This window comes from Marinobacter iranensis, from assembly GCF_029207565.1.
Lineage (GTDB): Bacteria > Pseudomonadota > Gammaproteobacteria > Pseudomonadales > Oleiphilaceae > Marinobacter > Marinobacter iranensis.
Map to the genome: position 1 here is coordinate 68,782 of NZ_JANCMW010000011.1, position 21,924 is coordinate 90,705.

At 59.7% G+C, this 21,924-nt stretch carries 17 protein-coding genes; 8 read left to right on the forward strand and 9 right to left on the reverse strand.

Features of this window, described 5'->3' with window-relative positions:
• Window positions 1-5 precede the first annotated feature (5 nt).
• Window positions 6-1,052 (reverse strand): hypothetical protein, encoded by a 1,047-nt coding sequence (locus NLU14_RS16075; protein ID WP_275708359.1) that lies wholly within the window; start codon window positions 1,050-1,052, stop codon window positions 6-8.
• Window positions 1,053-1,331: 279 nt separating this feature from the next.
• On the opposite strand from NLU14_RS16075, the gene NLU14_RS16080 reads away from it, so the two are divergent.
• Window positions 1,332-1,604, forward strand: coding sequence for an HU family DNA-binding protein (locus NLU14_RS16080; protein ID WP_275708360.1), 273 nt, complete (start codon window positions 1,332-1,334; stop codon window positions 1,602-1,604).
• Between the two features lie 42 nt (window positions 1,605-1,646).
• Here the strand turns inward: NLU14_RS16080 and NLU14_RS16085 are convergent, their stop codons facing one another.
• From NLU14_RS16085 to gshB, 8 genes are all read right to left on the reverse strand, one after another.
• Complete coding sequence (locus NLU14_RS16085; protein ID WP_275708567.1) at window positions 1,647-2,570, reverse strand: putative solute-binding protein; 924 nt, start codon at window positions 2,568-2,570, stop codon at window positions 1,647-1,649.
• A gap of 322 nt (window positions 2,571-2,892) precedes the next feature.
• On the reverse strand, window positions 2,893-4,164 hold the full coding sequence (locus tag NLU14_RS16090; RefSeq protein WP_275708362.1) for a dihydroorotase: 1,272 nt from the start codon (window positions 4,162-4,164) through the stop codon (window positions 2,893-2,895).
• Window positions 4,161-5,174: an aspartate carbamoyltransferase catalytic subunit gene (locus NLU14_RS16095; protein ID WP_275708364.1), complete on the reverse strand. Its 1,014-nt coding sequence runs from the start codon at window positions 5,172-5,174 to the stop codon at window positions 4,161-4,163. Before NLU14_RS16095 ends, NLU14_RS16090 begins: the two co-directional genes overlap by 4 nt.
• Window positions 5,175-5,205: 31 nt before the next feature.
• Window positions 5,206-5,715 carry a bifunctional pyr operon transcriptional regulator/uracil phosphoribosyltransferase PyrR gene (gene pyrR, locus NLU14_RS16100; protein WP_275708366.1) on the reverse strand — a complete coding sequence of 170 codons (510 nt, stop codon included), beginning with the start codon at window positions 5,713-5,715 and terminating at the stop codon, window positions 5,206-5,208.
• Window positions 5,716-5,747: 32 nt separating this feature from the next.
• On the reverse strand, window positions 5,748-6,188 hold the full coding sequence (gene ruvX, locus NLU14_RS16105; protein WP_275708368.1) for a Holliday junction resolvase RuvX: 441 nt from the start codon (window positions 6,186-6,188) through the stop codon (window positions 5,748-5,750).
• Window positions 6,181-6,747, reverse strand: a complete 567-nt coding sequence (locus NLU14_RS16110) for a YqgE/AlgH family protein (RefSeq protein WP_275708370.1) — start codon at window positions 6,745-6,747, stop codon at window positions 6,181-6,183. Before NLU14_RS16110 ends, ruvX begins: the two co-directional genes overlap by 8 nt.
• Window positions 6,744-7,610 carry an energy transducer TonB gene (locus NLU14_RS16115; protein WP_275708372.1) on the reverse strand — a complete coding sequence of 289 codons (867 nt, stop codon included), beginning with the start codon at window positions 7,608-7,610 and terminating at the stop codon, window positions 6,744-6,746. Before NLU14_RS16115 ends, NLU14_RS16110 begins: the two co-directional genes overlap by 4 nt.
• Window positions 7,611-7,649: 39 nt before the next feature.
• The gene (gene gshB, locus NLU14_RS16120; RefSeq protein WP_275708375.1) at window positions 7,650-8,597 is read right to left on the reverse strand and encodes a glutathione synthase; all 948 of its coding nucleotides are present in this window, start codon (window positions 8,595-8,597) and stop codon (window positions 7,650-7,652) included.
• Window positions 8,598-8,892: 295 nt separating this feature from the next.
• On the opposite strand from gshB, the gene pilG reads away from it, so the two are divergent.
• The 7 genes from pilG to NLU14_RS16155 all read left to right on the forward strand — a co-directional run bounded on the left by pilG (window position 8,893) and on the right by NLU14_RS16155 (window position 21,918).
• Window positions 8,893-9,285 (forward strand): twitching motility response regulator PilG, encoded by a 393-nt coding sequence (pilG, locus tag NLU14_RS16125; RefSeq protein WP_007154228.1) that lies wholly within the window; start codon window positions 8,893-8,895, stop codon window positions 9,283-9,285.
• A 32-nt stretch (window positions 9,286-9,317) separates the two neighbouring features.
• Entirely contained in the window at window positions 9,318-9,680 is a 363-nt protein-coding gene (gene pilH, locus NLU14_RS16130) for a twitching motility response regulator PilH (protein WP_007154227.1), read from the forward strand.
• Window positions 9,681-9,700: 20 nt separating this feature from the next.
• Window positions 9,701-10,246, forward strand: a complete 546-nt coding sequence (locus NLU14_RS16135) for a chemotaxis protein CheW (RefSeq protein ID WP_275708378.1) — start codon at window positions 9,701-9,703, stop codon at window positions 10,244-10,246.
• A 91-nt stretch (window positions 10,247-10,337) separates the two neighbouring features.
• Complete coding sequence (locus NLU14_RS16140; protein ID WP_275708381.1) at window positions 10,338-12,413, forward strand: methyl-accepting chemotaxis protein; 2,076 nt, start codon at window positions 10,338-10,340, stop codon at window positions 12,411-12,413.
• 27 nt (window positions 12,414-12,440) lie between these two features.
• Window positions 12,441-13,340: a CheR family methyltransferase gene (locus NLU14_RS16145; RefSeq protein ID WP_275708384.1), complete on the forward strand. Its 900-nt coding sequence runs from the start codon at window positions 12,441-12,443 to the stop codon at window positions 13,338-13,340.
• Window positions 13,341-13,351: 11 nt separating this feature from the next.
• On the forward strand, window positions 13,352-20,866 hold the full coding sequence (locus NLU14_RS16150; protein ID WP_275708387.1) for an Hpt domain-containing protein: 7,515 nt from the start codon (window positions 13,352-13,354) through the stop codon (window positions 20,864-20,866).
• Complete coding sequence (locus NLU14_RS16155) at window positions 20,866-21,918, forward strand: chemotaxis protein CheB (RefSeq protein ID WP_275708389.1); 1,053 nt, start codon at window positions 20,866-20,868, stop codon at window positions 21,916-21,918. Before NLU14_RS16150 ends, NLU14_RS16155 begins: the two co-directional genes overlap by 1 nt.
• The last annotated feature ends 6 nt before the right edge of the window (window positions 21,919-21,924 follow it).

A 21,924-nucleotide genomic window follows, 5' to 3' on the forward strand; every position in this document is an offset into this window, starting at 1 on the left:
TTGATTTACAGCAGATCGTCCAGATCCATGGTTTCTACCGCTTCCTTCTCGTCATCCCAGAAGGTTCCCAGTTGGCCCATGGGCGTTCGGTGCCCGGTATTTTCCATCCACAGACGATCGGAGATGGCCAGGATCATCTGGGTGGCCATGGCGTCGACAAACTTCCACTCCTCGTTGGCCGGCGTTTCCTCAATGGCTTGCGCATGGCTGCGTATCACTGAACGCAGGCGCTCCTCGTCGCCCTTGTTCTGGGCCGCGATGGCATGGAACACGTGGCTGATCCTTACGCCGGCGTCCTCACCCTGCTCGTCGGCAATCTCCAGGCGCTCGAAGGGGTCTTCGCCGTCCGGCAGGGCGCCGGGAATCATCGCCCATACGGTTGCGCGCAGCGCCATGGGTGCACCCCACCACTTATCGTTCTCCAGGCAACTGGTGGCGCGGGCGACCGTGGAGCCAATGTTCTTGGGAACGCCGATGGAGGAGGTGGACTGGATCTCGGCATTCAGCGCCTGCAGGCCAGACAGCAGGCCGGCCATGTAGATGAACTCACCCAGATCGTCGTCGAAGTCGGGGCACTCACTCTCATCGGGGTTGCCGTAGAAGGCATTGTGGTGCTTCCAGCCCTGGTGATAGCGCTTGGCGGCCAGTGACAACGCGCGTTTCTGACGGATCATGGCATCTTCCGCCTCTTCGGCATCCATGGCACGCAGGGCGCCCAGACCAGCCAGTTCGTGTTCACGAGCCTGCTCCTCGGCACAGCCACCGGCTGACAGGTAAAGCATCACCGCCAGTTGGTCTGGCTCACTGGTTACACGGCCGAAGGACATCAACAGGGGCGCGATAGCCTCGGCCATGGCACAACCCATGGCCAGGTCGTCACTTTCCAGCAGGTAAGGCACGGTGTGATTGCGGGAAAAGCCCTGCATTACATCACCGGTGGTTTTGTAGATCATGTTGTTGACGACACCACAGCCGCTCAACATCACGCTGGCGAACATCGCCGTCATCACACCACGGAGGATCTGACTGGCGGGTTTCTGAATACGCGTCATAACTTCGTACCTTCTGCTTTTCTGCGTTTTTGTTGTTTGGAGCTCTTGTTCAGAACCGGAGCGAAGCCGCACTCACAATTTGTTACGCTTTGTAACCGAAACGGCATTATCGCCGACAACTCCCTGTTTTTATGAGACCCGTCCCGCAAATGGCAACGGCGGGGCAAATGCATTCTGCTTACCGGTTTGCACATTGGCTCGCAAACCGCTATAGATTTGATCAGCCGACGGTGTCGCACCCGCCGGCCACTAACCAAAAACGACAACAAGGAGTACCCGATGCGCAAACCTGAACTTGCTGCCGCTGTTGCAGAAAAAACCGGACTGACCCGGGACAAGGCCGGTGAAGTCATCACCGCTGTCACCGACCAGATCTCTGCAGCCGCCGCCCGGGGTGAAGACACCACCCTGATCGGTTTCGGCACTTTCAACATCCGCAGCCGTGAAGCACGCGATGGCCGCAACCCCCAAACCGGTGCCACCATCCGGATACCCGCCAGCAAGACTGTCGGCTTCAAGGCAGGCAAGGCGCTGAAAGACTCAATCCGCTAAAGCAACAAACGGGGGCCGCCCCGGCCCCCTGATGCCATCGGCTCAGGAAGCGCACTCGGAACGGGAACCATCCACCCGGCAGCGGATCGCCTTCATCAGGCTGATCGCGCGTTCGTCGTACACCCCGTCCTCCAGCAGCGATAACCGCACCTTGCGCAACATTTTGTCGTACTCGGCCACGTCTTCCTGTGGCGGATGCATCCACACATCATCGGGAATACCGGCTTCTGCTTCGGCGATGATGTCGTAGGCCTCATCAATGCGCTTGATGGCCTGGTCACGCACCATTTGGCCGGCATCATCCGGGAAGCGGTCGCGGTGGATAATCACCTGGAAATTCATGTAGGCAAGCGCGTACTTGAACACACCTCCATTGGGAGTGACGCCCTTGTAGAGCTCCAGGGGGGAATAGGCAACTGCAGGGGCGTAGGCCAGGTCGACACTGCCGTTGTTGAATTTGCCAGCGAAGTTGGCGGAATTGGAGCCCACCACGGAAGCGCCCACGTGGCGCACCATGCGTACCGACGCGGTGTCGAAGTCCAGGGTGGCAATGCGCTTGCCCTGCAGTTCTTCCACTGAATCAATGGCCCGGTCCCGGGTATGGAGATACACCGCGCCGCCGGGGAACACGCCGGCCACTTCGTAGTCGCCGTCAATCAGGAACGGGCGCGCCTTCTCCTGGCTGAGGGTGTTGTACAGCAACCGCATTTCCTCTTCACCGGGCACGGCGCCCATGGCTTCCAGGGTACCGGTGAACTTGTTGAACTCGCGGGCACGGGTGCCGGTAAGCAGCACTGCGTCGCATTGGCCGGCTTTGAAGTCTTCGGCCGCGACCTTTTCGTCAGTGTAGGCGCGCAGGTCCAGCTTGATGCCTTCTTTGAGGGCTACCGGCCGGAACGTTTTGGTGATGGCGAACAATGGGCCGTTGGCTCCGACCGGGTCAAACACACAGAAGCTTCGCTCCATGATGTCCGATTCCGCCTGTACGAACGGCGACAACGCAAGACTGGCACACAGGGCAGCAACCGCAGTGGCCTTTCGCGGGAGGTTGAATGATTTCACGGGGATGACTCCTGAATTATTATTGTTGGGCGACGGCACATCCGTATGTGCGCAGGTCACCGCATTCCTTCGCCGAGGTTAGGCCGGCCCTGACAAGAATACGTTGGCACAGGTGCCTGCCTTCAAGGGCTCTGGAGCAAAAAGGTAAGGAACTGTGACGGGCTCGACAGAGGTTCCGCAACCTCTGCCACACTTTGCCGCCACGGAGACGATATGAAGGTTGGCGCTACAGGTTATTGCGGGGCCAGGCTTGTTGCCCGTCGCACAGGGTGAGGCGAATCACTCCCGGGAGGTCCTTACCTGGCAGGGGTATGTGACGCCCGACGGAACAGAGTGTGGTGTCGCCTGGTGTCCAGGTGGATTTTGGGTCGAACACACACAGGTCCGCAACCGCGCCTTCCCGAAGCTCGGCGGAACGACCAATCACGGCGGCCGGGCCACGGGTTAGCGCCTGTATCAGGCTTGCGATATCCAGCTCGCCACGCTCGACCAGAAGCAGCCCCATGGACAGGGTGCACTCAATGGTGGACAGGCCCGGTTCGGTGGCCGCCAGTGGTGCCTGCTTGGCAGCGGAGTCGTGGGGCTGGTGCTGGCTGGTTATGGCGTCGATTATGCCATCGCGCACCCCGGCCAGCAGGGCCTGGCGGTCCTTTTCCGACCGTAGCGGCGGCCTCACATGATAACGGCTGTCGAAACCGGACAGCGCGTCTTCGGTGAACATCAACTGGTGCATGGCCACATCGGCGGTCACCGCAATACCGCGCTTGCGGGCATCGGCCAGCATTTCCACGCTGCGGGCACAGGACAATTGGCCCAGGTGCAGGCGAACGCCGGTTTCTTCCGCCAGCAGCAGAATTTCCATCACTGCGGCGGTTTCCGCCACTTCCGGGATACCCAGAAGCCCCAGCCTGGAGGCCACCAGGCCATCGTGGGCATAACCGTCAGCTGCCAGGGCCTGGTTTTCAGGGCTGAACATCACGGTCAGGCCAAAGGTCTGGGCGTAGGCCATGCAGCGGCGTAATACCCTGGCATTCTTCACCGGGCGGGCACCGTTGCCCAGGGCAATACAGCCCGCACCGGCCAGGCCCGCCATATCACTGAGCAGGTCGCCCTCCAGGCCACGGGTGATGGCGCCCACGGGCAGTACCCGCACGGCCGCGCGATTTTCGGCCACATCCAGGATCAGGTTAGTGACCGCCCCGGAATCGTTCACCGGCGAGGTGTCCGGCGAAGCGCACAGGGTGGTGAATCCGCCATGGGCCGCGGCCAGGCTTTCCGAGGCAATATTGCCTTTCTGGCCGTTACCCGGCTCCCGCAGGTTGCAGCACAGGTCCACAAACCCTGGCGACAGGAGGCAGCCGGTAGCATCAAACTGGTTATCAGCGGACTGTTGCGCGGCAGTTTCACCAAGGGCGGCAATATGGCCGTCCCGGACCAGGATCGTGGTTTCCGTGTCGGTATGAGCCAGGCGGCCACCGGTAATTTTCAGACTGCTCATGCCTGGGCCCTCCCTTCCTGCCTGCGACTTCGCTCCGCCATCTGGCCACCCATGGCCATGGACATCACCGCCATGCGAATGGCAATGCCGTTGGTAACCTGGTTCAGGATCACCGACTGCGGCCCATCAGCCACCGCCGACTCTATTTCCACCCCACGGTTGATGGGGCCGGGGTGCATCACAATACATTCAGGATTGGCCAGGGCCAGCTTCTCCCGGTTCAGCCCGTAGAGCCGGTAGAATTCCCGTTCACTGGGCAGCAACGCCCCTTCCATACGTTCTTTCTGCAGCCGCAGCATGATCACCACGTCCAGATCTTTCATACCCCGTGCCATGTCATATTCCACGGTGCAACCCAGGCTTTCCACGTCCCTTGGCAAAAGGGTAGCGGGGGCAATCACGCGCACTTCGACGGCACCCAGTTCGTTCAGGGCCCGTATCTGGGAACGAGCTACCCGCGAGTGCAGCACATCCCCGACGATCGCCACCTTCAGGCCCTCGAAACGCCCCTTGTGCTGGCGAATGGTAAGCATATCCAACATGGCCTGGGTGGGATGAGCGTGGCGGCCGTCGCCGGCGTTGATAATGGCCACGCCCGGGGTCACGCTTTCGGCAATGAAGTGGGGCGCGCCGCTCTGGGAATGACGCACCACGAACATGTCGCTGGCCATGGCCTCAAGGTTCAGCAGGGTGTCAGACAGGGACTCGCCCTTGGAGGTGGCGGAAGTGTTGATGTCCAGGTTGAGCACGTCCGCCGACAGGCGCTTGGCCGCCAGTTCAAAGGTGCTGCGTGTGCGGGTGCTGGATTCGAAGAACAGGTTAACCACGGTCCGGCCCCGCAGTAACGGTACCTTCTTGATGCTGCGTTCGCCGACTTCAATAAAGGAATCCGCGGTGTCGAGAATTTCGGTCAGCAGCGCCCGGTTCAGACCGTCCAGGGTCAGGAAATGGCGTAGCTGGCCATCGGCGGTCAGCTGCAGGGATGTCGAGGAAGGGTCGTTTGCCGTCATGGGTCGCCTGTTGGTGTTATGCGTTCGCTGATTACTTGCCCGTTTCCTGAAGTTCTATGTGCAGCGGGTCTGGCCCGCGTAATTTCACGCGCTGGTGGGACTGCAGCGCCAGTACCCGGCCGGTGACATCCGGCTGCACCGGCAGTTCCCGCGCGCCCAGGTCCACCAGGGTGGCAAGAATGATACTCGCCGGCCGGCCATAATCGAAAATTTCGTTCATTGCCGCGCGGATGGTGCGGCCACTCATGATCACGTCATCGATCAGGATAATATCCCGGTCTTCGGTGCTGAAGGGCAGGCTGGAGGGTTTCACTTTCGGGTTCAGGCCGATACGGCTGAAATCGTCCCGATAAAACGAGATATCCAGCTCGCCCCAGGGTTCCTGCAGACCCAGGCGCTTGCTCATCACGTCTGCAAGCCAGACACCACCGGTGCGGATGCCAATCAGCGCCGGGGAAGTCACGCCCCGCTCTTCCAGTTTCTTCCGCAGGCCTGCCTCCAGGTCGTCCAGGAGCCGGTCCATATCAAGCAATGCAGTCATTTCAGTCCTCACATACAACAGCCTGAGCCCGGTCAGGCAGAACGGGATTCCTGCTGATGAAACCAGGTTTCCAGAATCAGTACGGCGGCGCGATCATCAACGCCATCGCGGCCAAAGTCACGGCTGCCACCGGCGGCCATTACGTCGCCTTTGGCCTCAAAACTGGTCAGCCGTTCATCCACCATCTCCACCTCTACGTGAAAGCGGCCGTGTAAACGTTTGCCAAATTTGCGAGCCCGGGCACACATGTCGTTCTCGGTGTCATCCATGTTCAGGGGCAAACCCACCAGCACCCGGTCGGGCTTCCATTCCTCCAGCAGGTGGCCGATCTGGCCCCAGTCCGGCACGCCATTCCGGGCCGGCAGCATGGCCAGCGGCTTGCCGGTACCCAGCAGTTCCTGGCCACTGGCAACACCGATTCGCCGGGTGCCGAAATCAAAGGCCATGACCCGGCGGTTCCCGGCCTCAGGCATGGCCAACAAACTCGCTGAGCTGGTTAAGATCGATGCCAATCAGATTCAGTACTGCCTTGTACCTGTCTTCCCAGGGGGTTCGAAACAGGATGTCGGCGCTGGCGGGGCAGGTCAGCCAGGCGTTACTCGCCAGTTCGTCCTCCAGTTGCCCTTCGCTCCAGCCGGCATAGCCCAGGCACACCAGGTAGTTCCCCGGTCCCTTGCCGGCACCTATGTCGGACAGTACATCCCGGGACGTGGTCAACAGGACGTCATCAGACACTTTCGCGGTATTCTGCCAACCCGCATCCGGGGAGTGCAGTACAAAGCCGCGTTCGGGCTGCACCGGGCCACCACCGTATACCGGCACGTCCAGCTCACCGCCCTCCATGTCCAGTTGCTCGAGTATTTCTCCCAGGTGGATATCCAGGGGATGGTTCACTGTCAGTCCCAGGGCACCGTCATCGGAGTGCTCGCACAGGTAAATCACTGCGCCCTGGAAACGCGGATCCTGCAAATAGGGAGACGCCACCAGAAACTGGTGTCGCAAGCTGTGTGGAGAGTACTTTGATGCTGTCATCCTGATGTCAGCCCCCGCCGTTCGAATACCCAGGTGCGAATAATTTCCAGTTCGTCAACGTTCTCGCGCATGTCGTCCGGGAAGGGCGCGAAGGGCGCCGCCATCCTCACGATGCGTATTGCGGCATCATCAAGCACGGTACTCCCGGATGATTCGAGTATAGCCAGTTCCTTGATTGTGCCATCCTTCTGCAGGGAAACCAGCATCCGCAAGGTGCCATAGATTCCCGCGCGCCTGGCTTCGGTCGGGTAGTTGATATTCCCCACGCGGGTTACCCTGCTGACCCAGTTCTGAACATACCAGGCGTTGGTCGATTTCAGGGTCGAGGCCGCGGTAACACGCATCACCCGGGGTTTCTTGGCGTATGCCCGACGCTGCTGGTCGAACCTTGCCTCCAGGCTGGCGATCTCCAGGCTGCGCTCCATCAGGCTTTTCTTTTCCTTCACCGGCAACGGCTCATTGGTTTCCGGTTCAGTGGCATCAGGCTTCGACGCCTGGCGTTCACTTTTAGCCTGTGTCTGCACCACCGGCTGCTCTTGCTGTTGCTTGGGTTCAACCCGCGATGGCGGTTCCGGCTGAACCTCGGCAATCTCCTGCTGGCTGATCTCCGAGGGCTGCGGTGAAGTCATTTCCACCGCTTTCTCTTCGGTGCCGCTCCCTTTCTGGCTGGTCTGGGCGAGAAAGTCCGCTTCTTCCGGATCGGTCTCGTCATCAAACTGGGAGAGCGTGATTTCCATGGTTTGAGCCGAGGAACGCGGGGGCTCCGGCGCGAATGTGATACCCAGCACAACGATGGCGTGGAGCGCCAGCGCCATGAAGAGTGTGAACGAAAACCGATCGAAATCGCTGACCTGAACTGCCATTCCTACTGTATACCTTCGGTTAGACCCAGTTGGGGACCATTATTTCAGACGGCGCTCAATGGCATCCATCAACTGGCTGGAAATATCGATTCCAAAAGCGGCATCAAGTTCCCGGATACAGGTGGGGCTGGTCACGTTGATTTCGGTGAGATAGTCACCAATCACGTCGATACCGACAAAAATGAGCCCCTTTTCCTTGATCACCGGCGCAACGCGATCACAGATCTCGCGGTCGCGTGCCGTCAGTTCACGGCCTTCACCCCTGCCTCCGGCGGCGAGGTTACCCCGATTTTCTCCCTGAGAGGGGATGCGTGCAAGCGCGTACGGAACCGGCTCGCCCTCGATCAGCAGGATACGCTTGTCGCCCTGCTTGATCTCGGGAATGTACTTCTGCGCCATGGCCTGATGGGTGCCATTGTTGGTCAGGGTTTCAATGATTACCCCTAGATTGTCGTCGTTTTCCTTGACCCGGAAGATAGAACGCCCGCCCATTCCGTCCACCGGTTTCATGATGACGTCGCCGTGCTCGGCGTAGAATTCCTTCAGCCGCTGGGCGGAACGGGTGACAATCAATGGCGGTGTGCAGTCCTCGAACTGGGCAGCGAACAGCTTTTCGTTACAGTCGCGCAGGGTCGACGCCGGGTTGACCACCAGGGCCCCCTGTTGTTCCGCGATTTCAAGTATGAATGTCGCCATCAGGAACTCGCGGTCCACCGGCGGGTCCTGGCGCATCAGTATAACGTCCAGATCCCCCAGCGCCCGGTCCTGCGCACCGCCGAAGCTGAACCAGTCTTGCGGGTCCATATGCACTGTCAGATCACGGGTTCGTGCCCTCGCCTGTCCGCCTTTCAGGTACAGGTCCGGCAGCTCCATGTACTCAATTTCCCAGCCCCGCTTCTGAGCAGCCAGCAGCATCGCCAGTGAACTGTCTTTTTTAAAATGGATCTTTTCGATGGGGTCCATCACAATTCCGAGTCGGACTGTCATATTGCCTCGTCAGGTAAAAGGTTGAAAACACGAACCGGTCTGCAGAGCGATGCCGGGAATAAGTGCTATGCTGTGATCACAGATGGTATTGTACCCGAGCCGCGAATGCATCCGGAGAAATCCCGTATCAATTACGTGACTTTCCGGGCAGAAGTACATTTGGTCACAAAGTTATACTTTTTATCCGGCCCCCAATACTCTATAAATGAGCGGGATTTATAGAACAACGTTAACGTTTGTGTTAAAAACCCCGGTTGAAAATAACGACAGTCGCAGAGCGCAAGGCAGTTGGACAATGGATGACAACTTCGAGAATCTGAAGATTATGGTGATCGACGACAGCAAGACCATTCGTCGCACCGCCGAGACCCTTCTTAAGAAAGTCGGTTGCGAAGTAATCACCGCAACGGATGGCTTTGACGCTCTGGCGAAAATTGCCGACTCCCAGCCCAATATCATTTTCGTCGATATCATGATGCCCCGGCTGGACGGCTATCAGACCTGCGCACTGATCAAGAACAATTCCTCTTTCAAAAAGACGCCGGTCATCATGCTCTCCAGCAAAGACGGACTGTTCGACAAGGCCAAAGGCCGGATCGTCGGATCAGACCAGTACCTGACCAAACCGTTCAGCAAGGACGAGCTTCTAAACACGATTCGCCAGTACGTTCCCCAGGCGGAACAATAAACCTGCTGAAGCAAAGAACTATAGAGGACACCATGGCCCGCATTCTGATTGTTGATGATTCTCCGACCGAGGTTAAGAAAATCTCGACCATTCTGGAAAAGCACAAGCACGAAGTGCTGACTGCCGACAACGGTGCCGATGGCGTTGCCAAGGCACGTGCCGAAACTCCGGATCTGGTCCTGATGGACGTGGTCATGCCGGGCCTGAATGGCTTCCAGGCAACCCGCCAACTGACCCGAGCCCCGGAAACCGCCTCCATCCCGGTTGTTATCGTGACTACCAAGGATCAGGAAACGGACCGCGTATGGGGCACCCGTCAGGGTGCAAAGGGTTATCTCGTGAAACCCGTTGTTGAAGATGACCTGATCAAAACAATCAATAGCCTGATTGCCTGATCCCCAACCGTGGAGTAAGCATGTCCGCCCAGGCCGCCCCCTTTGCCGTTCTGACGGATATCGCCCGACGCAGCCGCGCCATGGCTGCCGGTCTGCCGGAACAACAGGAAGCCGTCGAACTCTGGAATGGGATCGGCTTTGTTCTGGCGGGTGAGCGCTATGTGGCGCCGATGGGTGAAGTCACTGAAATCCTCCATGTCCCCCGCTATACCCATATACCGGGGGTTCATCAGTTCATGATGGGTGCCGCCAACGTACGGGGCCGCCTCCTGCCACTGGTTGACCTGGCCGGTTTTTTTGAAGTTCCCCGCTCTTCACGCAGCCCGCGCGAACGCCGGGTACTGGTTGTTGAACAGGGTGACGTGTTCAGCGGCCTGGTGGTGGACAGTGTGTCAGGCATGCAGTATTTCGCAGTGGACAGCTTCGTGGCATCGCCACAGGATGTGCCTGCAAGCGTTCAGCCGTTTGTGAATGGCGGTTACGAGCGTAACGAGGAAGTCTGGAAAGTGTTTTCCGCCGCCGAGTTGCTTGGCGACGAACGCTTCCTGGATGTAGCGCAATGGTAAGGGTGGTGACGTCGGCAGGAACACCTTCCCGCCTGCCCAACGCCCGCAGAAACAAACTTGCCAATATTATGAAGAGGCCGGGAGCCAGAAAATGAAGAATAGAGCCGGAAGACTCGGTATGGGACAGGGAGGCAACAAACTGGTTGCCGGCCTGATCGCCGCACTGATCGCATTGACCGTCCTGCTCGTTGCAGTGCTGTTCATTATCAACAGAGACAGCCAGAACGATCAGGAATACATCGCCCACTCTGCCGAGTTGCGGGTGCTGTCACAGGAAATCGCGAAAAACGCGACGGAAGCCGCTGGTGGCACCGCGTCAGCGTTCGACGCTCTGCGGCGCTCCCGGGACGAGTTCGAACGGCTCTGGGGCTACTTGGTTGATGGTAATCCGGAAACCGGCCTGCCGCCGAGTGAAATTGCCCAGGAAAGCAACGTACAGGAAACCTGGGAATCCGTTCGTGACAATGCCGACAGCATTCTGTCCACACAGGACGCGGTACTCGGCCTCCACGAAGTGGCCCGGACCCTGAACGAAACCATCCCGCAACTGCAGGTGGAATACGACGACATCGTTCAGATCCTGCTGGATAACAACGCTCCGGCGGAGCAGATCGCACTGGCACAGCGCCAGTCGCTGCTGGCGGAGCGGATTGTTCGCTCTGTCAACAACGTACTGTCCGGTGACGAAGACGCGGTTATTGCCGCCGACCGGTTCGGCCGTGACGCCAGCCTGTTCGGCCGGGTTCTCGACGGCCAGGTGAACGGCAATCCGGCCATGGGCATCTCCCAGGTCAACGATGAAGACGCAATCTACGGCCTGGAAGCCGTCGGTGAACTGTTCGAATTCGTCTCCCAGAACGTAGACGCCATCCTTGAAGCCTCTCCCGACCTCTTCAAGGTACGTACTGCAGCCAGTGATATCTTCCAGAACTCACAGGTTCTGCTGGACGAACTTTCGGTTCTTTCCGAGAAATTTACCGGCCAGGCCGGATCCCGCTTTGTAAGCCCCACCCTGGCATTCATCATACTGGCCGCCATGGTCGGTATCGTTGTGATGATCGGTGTGGTGCTCTACCGCGAAGCCCAGGAGCGTCTGGCGACGACCCAGGAGCAGAACGAACAGAACCAGAACGCAATCCTGCGACTGCTGGACGAACTGGCTGACCTGGCGGATGGTGACCTGACAACGGAGGCCACGGTCACCGAGGACTTTACCGGCGCCATCGCCGACTCCATCAACTACGCGATCGACCAGATGCGCGGATTGGTACAGGCGATTCGTGGTACGGCGGTACGGGTAGCGTCAGCTGCCCAGGAAACCCAGGCCACGGCCATGCACCTTGCCGACGCTTCCGAGCACCAGGCCCAGGAAATTGCCGGCGCCTCCGCGGCGGTTAACGAGATGGCGGTATCCATCGACCAGGTATCCTCGAACGCGGCTGAATCCTCTGCGGTTGCGGAGCGGTCGGTTGCGATCGCGAAGAAAGGCGCGGAAGTGGTACAGAACACCATCCGTGGCATGGACAACATCCGTGAACAGATCCAGGAAACGTCCAAGCGGATCAAGCGTCTGGGTGAGTCTTCCCAGGAAATCGGCGACATCGTATCGCTGATCAACGACATTGCTGACCAAACCAACATCCTGTCCCTGAACGCGGCAATCCAGGCCTCCATGGCCGGTGACGCAGGCCGGGGTTTCGCGGTGGTTGCGGACGAGGTTCAGCGCCTGGCGGAACGTTCCTCCGCGGCAACCAAGCAGATTGAAGCGCTGGTTAAGACGATCCAGTCCGACACCAACGAAGCGGTTATCTCCATGGAACACACCACCGCCGAGGTGGTCCGTGGTGCTCGTCTGGCCCAGGACGCGGGTATCGCGCTCGAGGAAATCGAGAACGTATCCATGTCTCTGGCGGAACTGATCCAGAACATCTCCAACGCCGCCCGTCAGCAGTCGTCGTCTGCGGCCCACATTTCCAACACCATGAACGTCATCCAGGAAATCACCTCGCAGACTTCCTCCGGTACCAACGCAACCGCGAAGTCTATCGGTAACCTGGCAGAAATGGCGTCTGAACTGCGGTCCTCCGTGGCAGGCTTCACGCTGCCCGAGGAAGAGTCGACCGATCAGGAAGAAGAGGAAGACAGCGACGTTCCGGTGGTGAGCTAATCATTGCTCCGAGGCTGCTGACAGTTTATGGCTGAAACACATAACCATCTGTCACCTGCCGAAGGCATCTGGTCACTGCGTCGACTTCCCGACATGGATGAGGCGCAGTTCAACCAGTGGCAGACACTGCTTGAGCACCGCACCGGCATTACCCTGTCTTCCGGCCGCAAGTCGTTTCTCGAAACCAACCTCGGGATCCGCATGCGGGAGATCGGTTGCAGCAGCTATCAGGCCTACTACGAGAAAATCGTATCGGGCCCGGACGCGGTGGTTGAATGGTCCACCCTGGTGGACCGGCTGACGGTTCAGGAAACCCGGTTCTTCCGGGATCCGGATGCCTTCCGGCTGGTGTCTGACTATGTGCTTACCCGGCCCCGCGAGACGCTGAAACGGCGCCCCCTGGAGGCCTGGAGTGTGGGTTGCTCAACCGGCGAGGAGCCCTACACGCTGGCCATGTTGCTGAACGAGTGCATGGAGGGATTGTCGCTGCAGCCGCTGTTTGGCGTCACCGGGTCCGACATCAGCAAACCGGCCATCGACAAGGGCCAGTCCGGCCTGTTCAGTGCCCGCAAGCTGATGGGAATGGACGACACCATGAAGGCCAGGTACTTCAGGCCGGCAGAGCGGAACAACGTTGAAATTGTAAAAAGCATCCGGGAGCGGGTGTGTTTCACAAGGCTGAATGTGCTGGACCTGAAACACGCTCCCATGCACGGAATGAACATTATCTTCTGCCAGAATCTGCTGATTTATTTCCGGCGCTGGCGCCGGCGGGAAATCGTAAAAAGGCTTGCAGAGCGGTTGGCGCCCGGGGGGTTGCTGGTCCTGGGCCAGGGAGAACTGACCGATTGGCAGCCCCCTGGCTTACAGAGGGTACCCTCGGAACATGTGCTGGCGTGGATCAAACGCCAGACTGACGAAGAATAACCGGAGTGGTTATGGGCAATCACCATGACAGCATCGCCCTGGACTGGGTTCGGGGCGAAATACAGGACACGCTGACCCAGGGTCAGCAAGCACTGGAAGCGTATGTCGAGAATCGTGACGACACCGCGCGCCTGCGCTTCTGCCTGAACTATCTCCACCAGGTTCACGGTACCCTGCAGATGGTTGAGCTTTACGGCGCAGCCCTGCTGACCGAGGAAATGGAGAAGCTCACCCAGGCCGTCCTGAACGAAACCGTCGCCAGTGTGGACGATGCGGTCGAAGTTCTGATGCAGGCCATTCTGCAGCTGCCTCAATACCTGGAGCATCTGGCCAGCAGCAAGGACGATTTCCCGATGGTGCTGCTGCCATTGCTGAACGATCTCCGGGCCGCGCGGGGCGAATCACTGCTGTCCGATACATCGCTGTTCAAGCCGGACCTGTCGCCCTCAAAGGCAACGGCCGCGCCCAACGTCTCTCAACGCCTGCAGGATCCGAAGGTTCTCGGACATATCCGCAAGCTGCGACAGATGTATCAGTTCGCCCTCGCCGGCGTGGTTCGCGAGGCCGATCTGGACGCCCATTTCGACTACATGCAGAAGGTCATCCAGCGGCTCATCCGTCTGTGCCAGAAAACACCCCGTGGTGAACTCTGGAAAGCCGCCGGTGCCTTTGTGGAGACCCTTCAGCAACACGCGAACCCGGTGAATGCTGCGGTAAAATCCCTGCTGCGGGAACTGGATGCCGAAATCCGTCGCCTGACCGACGAACACGTGGATATTCTGCAACAGGCAGTCCCTGAAGCACTGCTGAAGCACCTGCTCTACTACGTCGCCCGCGCACGGGAGCTGGATACCCCCCGCGTACAGGAACTGCGTGACAGTTACCGGCTCGAACAGGCCCTGCCCTCCGACGATGATGTCGACGCCGCCAAGAGCCGGGTCTCCGGCCCCGGCCGTGACGCCATCCACTCGGTGGTCAACGCCCTGAATGAAGAGCTTGCCAAGCTCAAGGACCAGTTGGACCTCTTTGTACGCTCCGAGCTGCGCCAAAACGACGAACTGGAAGAGCTGCTTCCGGGCCTGCGCCAGGTGGCCAATACCCTGGCGGTGCTGGGCCTGGGCATTCCCCGTAAGGTCATTACCGAACAGATCGAGTTGGTGGAGAAGCTCTCCGCCCAGTCTGATGCGGTAGACGATGGCACCCTGATGGACATCGCCGGTGCCCTGCTCTATGTCGAGGCCAGCCTTGCCGGGCTCGACAGCGACCGACAGTCAGAATCCCACCGCTCCGGTGACGACCAGCAGACGGTCAACCTTGGCTCCCACGAGCTGGGTGAAGCCAGCAGCGCCCTGCTGCGCGAGTCCCGCAATACCCTTGAGCAGGTGAAAACCGCCATCGTCAATTTCATCGCCTCCCAGTGGGAAACCGGTGAAATTGAACATGTGCCCGGCCTGTTACACAGCATCCGCGGCGGCCTCAGCCTGATCCCGCTGGACCGGGTGGCCGACATGCTCGATTCGGCCGAGCGCTACATCACCGATGTGTTACTGGGCGGCAAGCAGGTTCCTGACTGGAAACAGCTGGACACCCTGGCCGATGCCATCACCAGCATCGAGTACTACCTGGAGCGCCTGGCCGAGGGCATCAGTGACAACGACAGCGTGCTTGGCGTTGCCGAGGCCAGCCTCAACTCCCTTGGTTTCCCGGTTGGCCAAGAGCCTACCTGGCAACACCCGTCGGCCGACGAAGTACCGGTTATCGACGCCGAAGTGCCTGTTGAATCAGCGAAAGCCGATTCCAAGGGCTCTGACGAGGAATTACTGGATGACGAAATCCTCGGCATCTTTATCGAGGAAGCCGAAGAAGTCCTGGGAACCATCAACGAATTCTACCCGCGCCTGCGCCAGCATCATGACGACCGCGAAGCGTTGACTGAAGTGCGCCGTGCGTTCCACACCCTTAAAGGCAGTGGCCGGCTGGTGGGCGCCACCAGTATTGGCGAGCTGGCCTGGTCCGTGGAAAACCTGCTGAACCGGGTAATCGACCAGACCCTTCGGCCCACTGATGAGATGTTCAGCCTGATTGACGACGTCAACAGCCGGCTTCCGTCGCTGATCAATGACTTCCGCGACGGCCAGTCCGATGGTGAAGTCGCAGGGTTGATTGAACGTGCAGAAGCGCTTTCCACTACTCGCAAAACCGACAGCGATATCCTGCCAGCGGCTGAGAGTGCGGATGTGGATAGTGGCGAGAGTGAAGAAAGCGGTGAATCTGGTGACAGTCTCGACATGACTGAAGCAGAGGCGCCCGCCGCGGAGTCTACGGCCGAAGACGATCTCATCGACGACGAAATCCTCGAAATCTTTATTGAGGAAGCCGGTGAGGTTCTGGACACAATCCGCGAATACCTCCCCATGCTGCTGCGTCAGCACGATGATCGCACCGCCCTCTCGGAAGTCAGGCGCGCCTTCCATACCCTGAAAGGTAGCGGCCGTATGGTTGGTGCCCTGGTTGTCGGCGAGCTGGCCTGGTCGGTCGAGAATATGCTGAATCGCGTTATCGACGGCAGCATCTTCATGAACGATGACATTGCGGCCTTGCTCGACGATGTCACTGCTGCCCTGCCAGAACTGGTGGAAGATTTCGAGAATCGAAGGCAACCATCCCGTGACACCTCCGTGATGGAGGCGCGGGCCGTCGCCCTGGCGAATGGGGAAATTCCCGACACCAGCACCATGCCACCGTCCGAGCCCCAACTGCACGAAGTCGGCCAGGAAACCCTTGCCGAGTCAGCGGAGATGGAAGACGAAGAAGACGCCGTGGTTGATCCGGTACTGCTGGATATCTTTGAGAGCGAAACCGAAACCCACCTGCAAACCCTGCGGGACTTCCTGGATGCTGCGGGCGACAAGGCAAGTGTTGCCTACACTGACGACTTGTCACGCGCCCTACACACTCTCAAGGGCAGTGCACACACTGCGGGTATCGCACCCATTGCCGCCGTAATCACGCCCCTGGAACGCTTCGTCAAGGAAGCGCGGGGCCAGAACAAACGTGCCGATCGCGACGTTATCGCCCTGATCGGCGATGCCTGTCACTTCCTGACCCAGGGACTCGGCCAGATCCGGGAAAACCCCCAGGGGGACCTTCTGGGTACTGACGCGTTCCTGGCAAGGCTGGAACAGGTTAGCAATGCCACCCTGCGTGGTGATGGCAACCGTACCGACGAACCAAAAGACGACGCCCGTCCACAACTGGTGCAGTTGTTCCTGAACGAAGGTCTGGACATCCTTCTGGATGCAGACCGTATTCTCGACGAGTGGGCGGAAAGTCCCGAACAAACCTCTGCGCTGGACACACTGCGCAAGGAATTGCAGCTTCTCACCGACGGCGCCCAAGAAGCCGGGCTGGCTGACGTTGCCGAACTGTCTGGTGCCCTGAGGCAGGTTTACGAGCGTGCTTCAAACCCGGATTTCACACCCGATACGCCTTTCTTCGATACCATCCGTGCCGGCCATGAGCACCTGATTAACATGATGGATCAGGTTGCCGCCGGGCTCGCCACCGAAGCCAATGATGACCTGATTGCCAGCCTGGACGCATTGGCCCCCGGCCAATCGGCAGACGATGTTCCGGATGCCTTCGAGCAGGAATTCACCGGTGACCTGGAAGAGATTGACCGCAGCCTGGAGGAAGACGCAGAAGAAGCGTCGGATCAGAGTGACGAGCTGCCCCCTCTGGCGGAGACCGACGAGGACATGGATCAGGAACTCGCGGAAATTTTCCTTGAGGAAGCCCGTGACCTGATCGACAGCACCGCCGACGCCCTGCAGAGCTGGAGCGACAACACCGGCAACCTGGACCTGCTGCGCCTGTTGCAGCGGGACCTGCATACCCTCAAGGGGGGTGCACGCCTGGCGGATATAGAGGCGGTTGGTGACCTTTCCCACGAATTGGAAAACCTGTTCGAGGGCCTGACCGAGCAACGGCTTGCCGTTACCGGAGAACTCTCCGACCTCCTGTTCCGTTGCCATGACCGCCTGGCCGGCATGGTTGACGCCCTGGAACAGCAGGAACAACCGCGCCCGGCCCCGGACCTGATCAGCGAAATTCACGCTTACATGGACAGCGCTACAGGCTCCAGACCGGTAACGGACGTCAGCCAGCAGGACGCCGAGCCGGAAGAAGACGACGAGATCCCCCTGGCGGAGCTGAACGAGGACGATGATACCGACGAGCCTGAAACCGCTGAAAACCCCGAAGAGGAACGCGGCACCGATCTGTCCCATATGGACCCTGAGTTGGTCGGCATCTTCCTGGAAGAAGCCTACGACCTGATCAACTCCACCGGCAGCGCCCTGCATACCTGGAGCGAAGATACCTCCAACCGCGAAGTGGCGGCAGAGTTGCAGCGGGACGTGCATACCCTCAAAGGCGGTGCCCGCATGGCTGGCGTCGATGCCATTGGAGACCTGACCCATGTTCTGGAGGATCTGTTCGAGAAAGTGGCCGAAGGCCAGCTCAGTGCCAGCAACGAGATGAACGATCTGCTGTTCGCCTGTCACGACCGGTTGGCGCAAATGGTTGAACAGGTTGCCACCCAGAAGCCTTGCCCGCCGGCAACGGAACTGGTGGAGAAGGTTGAGGCCATTCTTTCCGGCAAGCCGCTGCCCTTCGCAGAACCCGAAGAGCCTGCAGAAGAGCCGGAAGCAACCTCGGAGACTTCCGACGAAACAGATGAACAGCCAGCATCCGTCACTGACGCTATTTCACAGGCATCCGAAGACGATCTGGTCGGTATCTTCCTCGACGAAGGGCTGGAGATTTACGAGGCTATTGGTGAATGCCTGGCCCAGTGGCGTGATGATCCGGAAGAGCTGGCGGGCGTAACCCAGCTTCAGCAGGAGCTGCACACCCTGAAGGGCGGCGCACGCCTGTCCGACGTTGACCCCATCGCCGACCTGGCTGAGGCCTGGTCCGAAGCGCTGGATCCGTTGATTGCCGGTTCCACCAACCAGTCAATCCTGCTGGAACTCAGCGAGAAAGCCCAGGGCACCCTGCGGGGCATGCTCACCAGCCTTGAAGACGGCAACAAGCCAGTCGCGGATCAGGTACTGGTTGAGGCATTCAAGGACGCCCATAAGGCTTCCGGTGACGAACTGGCCAAGCCTGCCGCTGAAGCCGGAGATTCCGCAAGCGGGGAGTCCGTTGATGCTGAGGTTCTGGAAATTTTCCTGGAAGAAGCCGGTGAGATTCTGGACCAGTTGGAACAATTACTGGACGACTGGAGCAAGGACCCGGCCAACCACCACTTCAACCAGGAAGCCCAGCGTGCCCTGCACACTCTCAAGGGCGGTGCGCGGTTGTCGCAGCTTTCCGAGCTTGGAGACAAGGCCCATGCCCTGGAAACACGGCTGATTGACCTGGGTGGCAACACCCCGGGCGACGACTCCTGGCAGGCCATCACCAGCGGCCATGATGCGATTGTGGCGCTCGTGGGTGATATCCGTAAACGGTTCGAAGACACTGGTACGGTTCCCCAACCCGTCAAACCGGAAGCGAAAGCACCGGAAGCTCCAGAGCCTGCAGCGGAGGCACCCGCCAAACCGGAAAAGCCGGTAGCGCCTGCTCCCAAGCCTAACAAGGTACCGTCCAAGACGCCTGCGAAAGCGGCCGCTGCCCAGCGTGCACCCCAGGAAACCATCCGGGTATCCGCGCCACTGCTGGACGAGATGGTCAACCTGGCCGGTGAAACCAGTATTACCCGTGGCCGCCTGGAGCAACAAACCAGCGACTTCAGCCACAACCTGGATGAAATGGCCGCCACCATCGAGCGTCTGCGGGAGCAGTTGCGCCGGATGGAAATCGAGACCGAGACTCAGATCCTGTTCCGCGCCGAGAAAGAACACGGCCCGGATTACGGCGACGACTTCGACCCGCTGGAAATGGACCGCTATTCCGCCATCCAGCAGCTCTCCCGGGCACTGACGGAATCCTCCTCTGACCTTGCGGACCTGCGGGAAACCCTGTCCGACCGGGTAAGGGATACCGAAACCCTGCTGGTACAGCAGTCGCGGATCAACACGGAACTCCAGGAAGGTCTGATGAAGACCCGGATGATTCCGTTTGCCTCCATGGTGCCCAGACTGCGCCGAATTGTTCGCCAGATCAGCGGCGAGCTCGACAAGAAGGTTGAGTTCGATGTCCGTAACCCCGAAGGGGAAATGGACCGCAACATTCTCGAACGCATGGTCGCACCGCTGGAGCACATGCTGCGTAACGCGCTGGACCATGGCATCGAAAAGCCTTCGGACCGCAAGAAGGCCGGCAAGCCGGAAACCGGTGAGGTGACCCTGTCACTGACTCGCGAAGGTGGTGATGTGGTGCTGCGAATGATCGACGATGGTGCAGGTATTCCCGCCCAGGTCATTCGCGACAAGGCCGTCCGCCAGGGCATGATGTCGGCCGACGAGGACCTGAGCGAGCGTGAAATCCTGCAGTTCATCCTGCAGCCGGGCTTCTCCACCGCCCAGCAGGTCACCCAGATTTCCGGCCGTGGCGTGGGCATGGACGTGGTTGCCAGCGAGATCAAACAGCTCGGCGGCAGCCTGGACATCGACTCCACCGTTGGCAAGGGCACGGTCTTTACCGTTCGCCTGCCGTTCACGGTATCCGTCAACCGGGCGCTGATGGTGTCCACCGGCGAGGACTTCTACGCCATCCCGCTGAACACCATCGAGGGTATCGTGCGGGTCAGCACCTACGAGCTTGAGGAATACTACAAGCCCGAGGCACCGATGTACGAATACGCCGGCCAGCAGTACCGCCTGCAGTACCTTGGCAGCCTGCTGAACAGTGACCACCATCCCAAGCTGCAGGGCCAGGCCCTGCCGCTGCCGGTCATCCTGGTGCGTGGTGCCGAACAACCCATGGCCCTGCAGGTGGACAGCCTGATGGGCAGCCGCGAAATTGTGGTCAAGTCACTTGGCCCGCAGTTCAGCACGGTACGGGGTGTATCCGGTGCCACCATCCTGGGTGATGGTAACGTGGTGGTGATCCTCGACCTGCCAGCGATGATCCGTTCCGATATCCTGTCCGAGCGCCAACGCATTGCCAGCCTCGAGAAGGCGAAAGAAGCATCACGGCGCGTGGAGCAGGCCACTGTGGTTATGGTGGTGGACGACTCGGTTACGGTACGCAAGGTGACCTCGCGCCTGCTGGAACGTAATGGCATGGAAGTGATCACCGCGAAGGATGGTCTGGATGCGGTCGCCCAGCTGCAGGACCACAAACCGGACATTATCCTGCTGGACATCGAGATGCCCCGTATGGACGGCTTCGAGGTCGCGAGCTTTGTGCGCCACGATGACAACCTGAGGGACACGCCGATCTGCATGATTACTTCCCGTACCGGTGAGAAACACCGCGAACGGGCGCTGGCCATCGGTGTTAACGAATACCTCGGCAAGCCTTTCCAGGAGACCGAGCTGCTTGACACCATCACGCGGCTGACCAGGAATCAGTGATGACCGGCCAGCCAGGACGGCCAGCGGTCGGTATTGTCTCTGACATCGTCCTGCAGCGTCATCGGCTGCAGGAAGCTACGTCCAGGTTCGGCCTGGACGTTTGCTTTTCAGGCGACCCCGATCGCCTGCAGGGTTACCCGGAATTTCCCGATGCCTGCCTGTGGCTGATTACCCTGGAAGACGAGGCCGACCATCCGGTCCTGTTTGATCACCTGCTTGAGAACACCGAAGCGCCAGTGCTTTTTGGCCTGGACCCTGCCCCGAAACCCGGCACCACCGAGTACTTTCGCTGGGAGCGCCGATTGCTCGACAAGCTGGAGCAATCACTGGGGCACATTGAAAAGCTGGATTCGGCGGCCGCCATTGAGGAACTGGCCAACGAGCAGCCAAGAACGTCGGCATCACCCAGACTGCCCCACTGGATCCCGCCGGCCTCGGCGGATCTGCCGGCTGAAGAAGTCTGGATTCTGGGCGCCTCGCTTGGCGGGCCGGCCGCAGTCAAAACCTTCCTGGACAATCTGCCCCCAGGATTGCCAGTGGGGTTTGTCTATGCCCAGCATATCGACAACAATTTTACCGACGTACTGACCCGGGTACTCGGTCGCCATGCCCACTACAAACTGAAGCGGGCCGAAACCGGGTATCGCGTGCACAATGGCGACGTGATACTGATGCCGGTCGAGCACGAATGGACCCTGGACGACAGTGGCGCACTCAAGGAAAGGGAAACACCCTGGCCAGGCCCCTACGGCCCGTCCATTGACCAGGTGTTGCTGAATATTGGGGACCATTACGGCTCCCGTTGCCATGCCATTATATTTTCCGGCATGGGCAACGACGGCGCCATTGCCGCGCCGCTGTTGAAAGCCTATGGTAGCCGCATATGGGTGCAGGAGAGCGGCAGCTGCGGTAACAGCTCAATGCCCGATTCCGTGGCAGCAACCGGGTGTTCCGTATATCGTGGCACACCGGAACAGCTCGCCAGCGAACTCGTCAAAACGATTGAAGAATCCTGCCTGCTCAAGGGCCGGCAAAAACGGGATTCCGCCTGAGGACCA

What these genes read in the sequence shown, in the direction of transcription:
- NLU14_RS16075 (WP_275708359.1), bottom strand. Translation starts at nt 1,052, where the DNA reads ATGACGCGTATTCAGAAACCCGCCAGTCAGATCCTCCGTGGTGTGATG.
- NLU14_RS16080 (WP_275708360.1), top strand. Translation starts at nt 1,332, where the DNA reads ATGCGCAAACCTGAACTTGCTGCCGCTGTTGCAGAAAAAACCGGACTG.
- NLU14_RS16090 (WP_275708362.1), bottom strand. Translation starts at nt 4,164, where the DNA reads ATGAGCAGTCTGAAAATTACCGGTGGCCGCCTGGCTCATACCGACACG.
- NLU14_RS16140 (WP_275708381.1), top strand. Translation starts at nt 10,338, where the DNA reads ATGAAGAATAGAGCCGGAAGACTCGGTATGGGACAGGGAGGCAACAAA.
- NLU14_RS16085 (WP_275708567.1), bottom strand. Translation starts at nt 2,570, where the DNA reads ATGGAGCGAAGCTTCTGTGTGTTTGACCCGGTCGGAGCCAACGGCCCA.
- NLU14_RS16110 (WP_275708370.1), bottom strand. Translation starts at nt 6,747, where the DNA reads ATGACAGCATCAAAGTACTCTCCACACAGCTTGCGACACCAGTTTCTG.
- NLU14_RS16095 (WP_275708364.1), bottom strand. Translation starts at nt 5,174, where the DNA reads ATGACGGCAAACGACCCTTCCTCGACATCCCTGCAGCTGACCGCCGAT.
- NLU14_RS16155 (WP_275708389.1), top strand. Translation starts at nt 20,866, where the DNA reads ATGACCGGCCAGCCAGGACGGCCAGCGGTCGGTATTGTCTCTGACATC.
- NLU14_RS16145 (WP_275708384.1), top strand. Translation starts at nt 12,441, where the DNA reads ATGGCTGAAACACATAACCATCTGTCACCTGCCGAAGGCATCTGGTCA.
- pilH (WP_007154227.1), top strand. Translation starts at nt 9,318, where the DNA reads ATGGCCCGCATTCTGATTGTTGATGATTCTCCGACCGAGGTTAAGAAA.
- NLU14_RS16135 (WP_275708378.1), top strand. Translation starts at nt 9,701, where the DNA reads ATGTCCGCCCAGGCCGCCCCCTTTGCCGTTCTGACGGATATCGCCCGA.
- NLU14_RS16150 (WP_275708387.1), top strand. Translation starts at nt 13,352, where the DNA reads ATGGGCAATCACCATGACAGCATCGCCCTGGACTGGGTTCGGGGCGAA.
- NLU14_RS16115 (WP_275708372.1), bottom strand. Translation starts at nt 7,610, where the DNA reads ATGGCAGTTCAGGTCAGCGATTTCGATCGGTTTTCGTTCACACTCTTC.
- ruvX (WP_275708368.1), bottom strand. Translation starts at nt 6,188, where the DNA reads ATGCCTGAGGCCGGGAACCGCCGGGTCATGGCCTTTGATTTCGGCACC.
- pyrR (WP_275708366.1), bottom strand. Translation starts at nt 5,715, where the DNA reads ATGACTGCATTGCTTGATATGGACCGGCTCCTGGACGACCTGGAGGCA.
- gshB (WP_275708375.1), bottom strand. Translation starts at nt 8,597, where the DNA reads ATGACAGTCCGACTCGGAATTGTGATGGACCCCATCGAAAAGATCCAT.
- pilG (WP_007154228.1), top strand. Translation starts at nt 8,893, where the DNA reads ATGGATGACAACTTCGAGAATCTGAAGATTATGGTGATCGACGACAGC.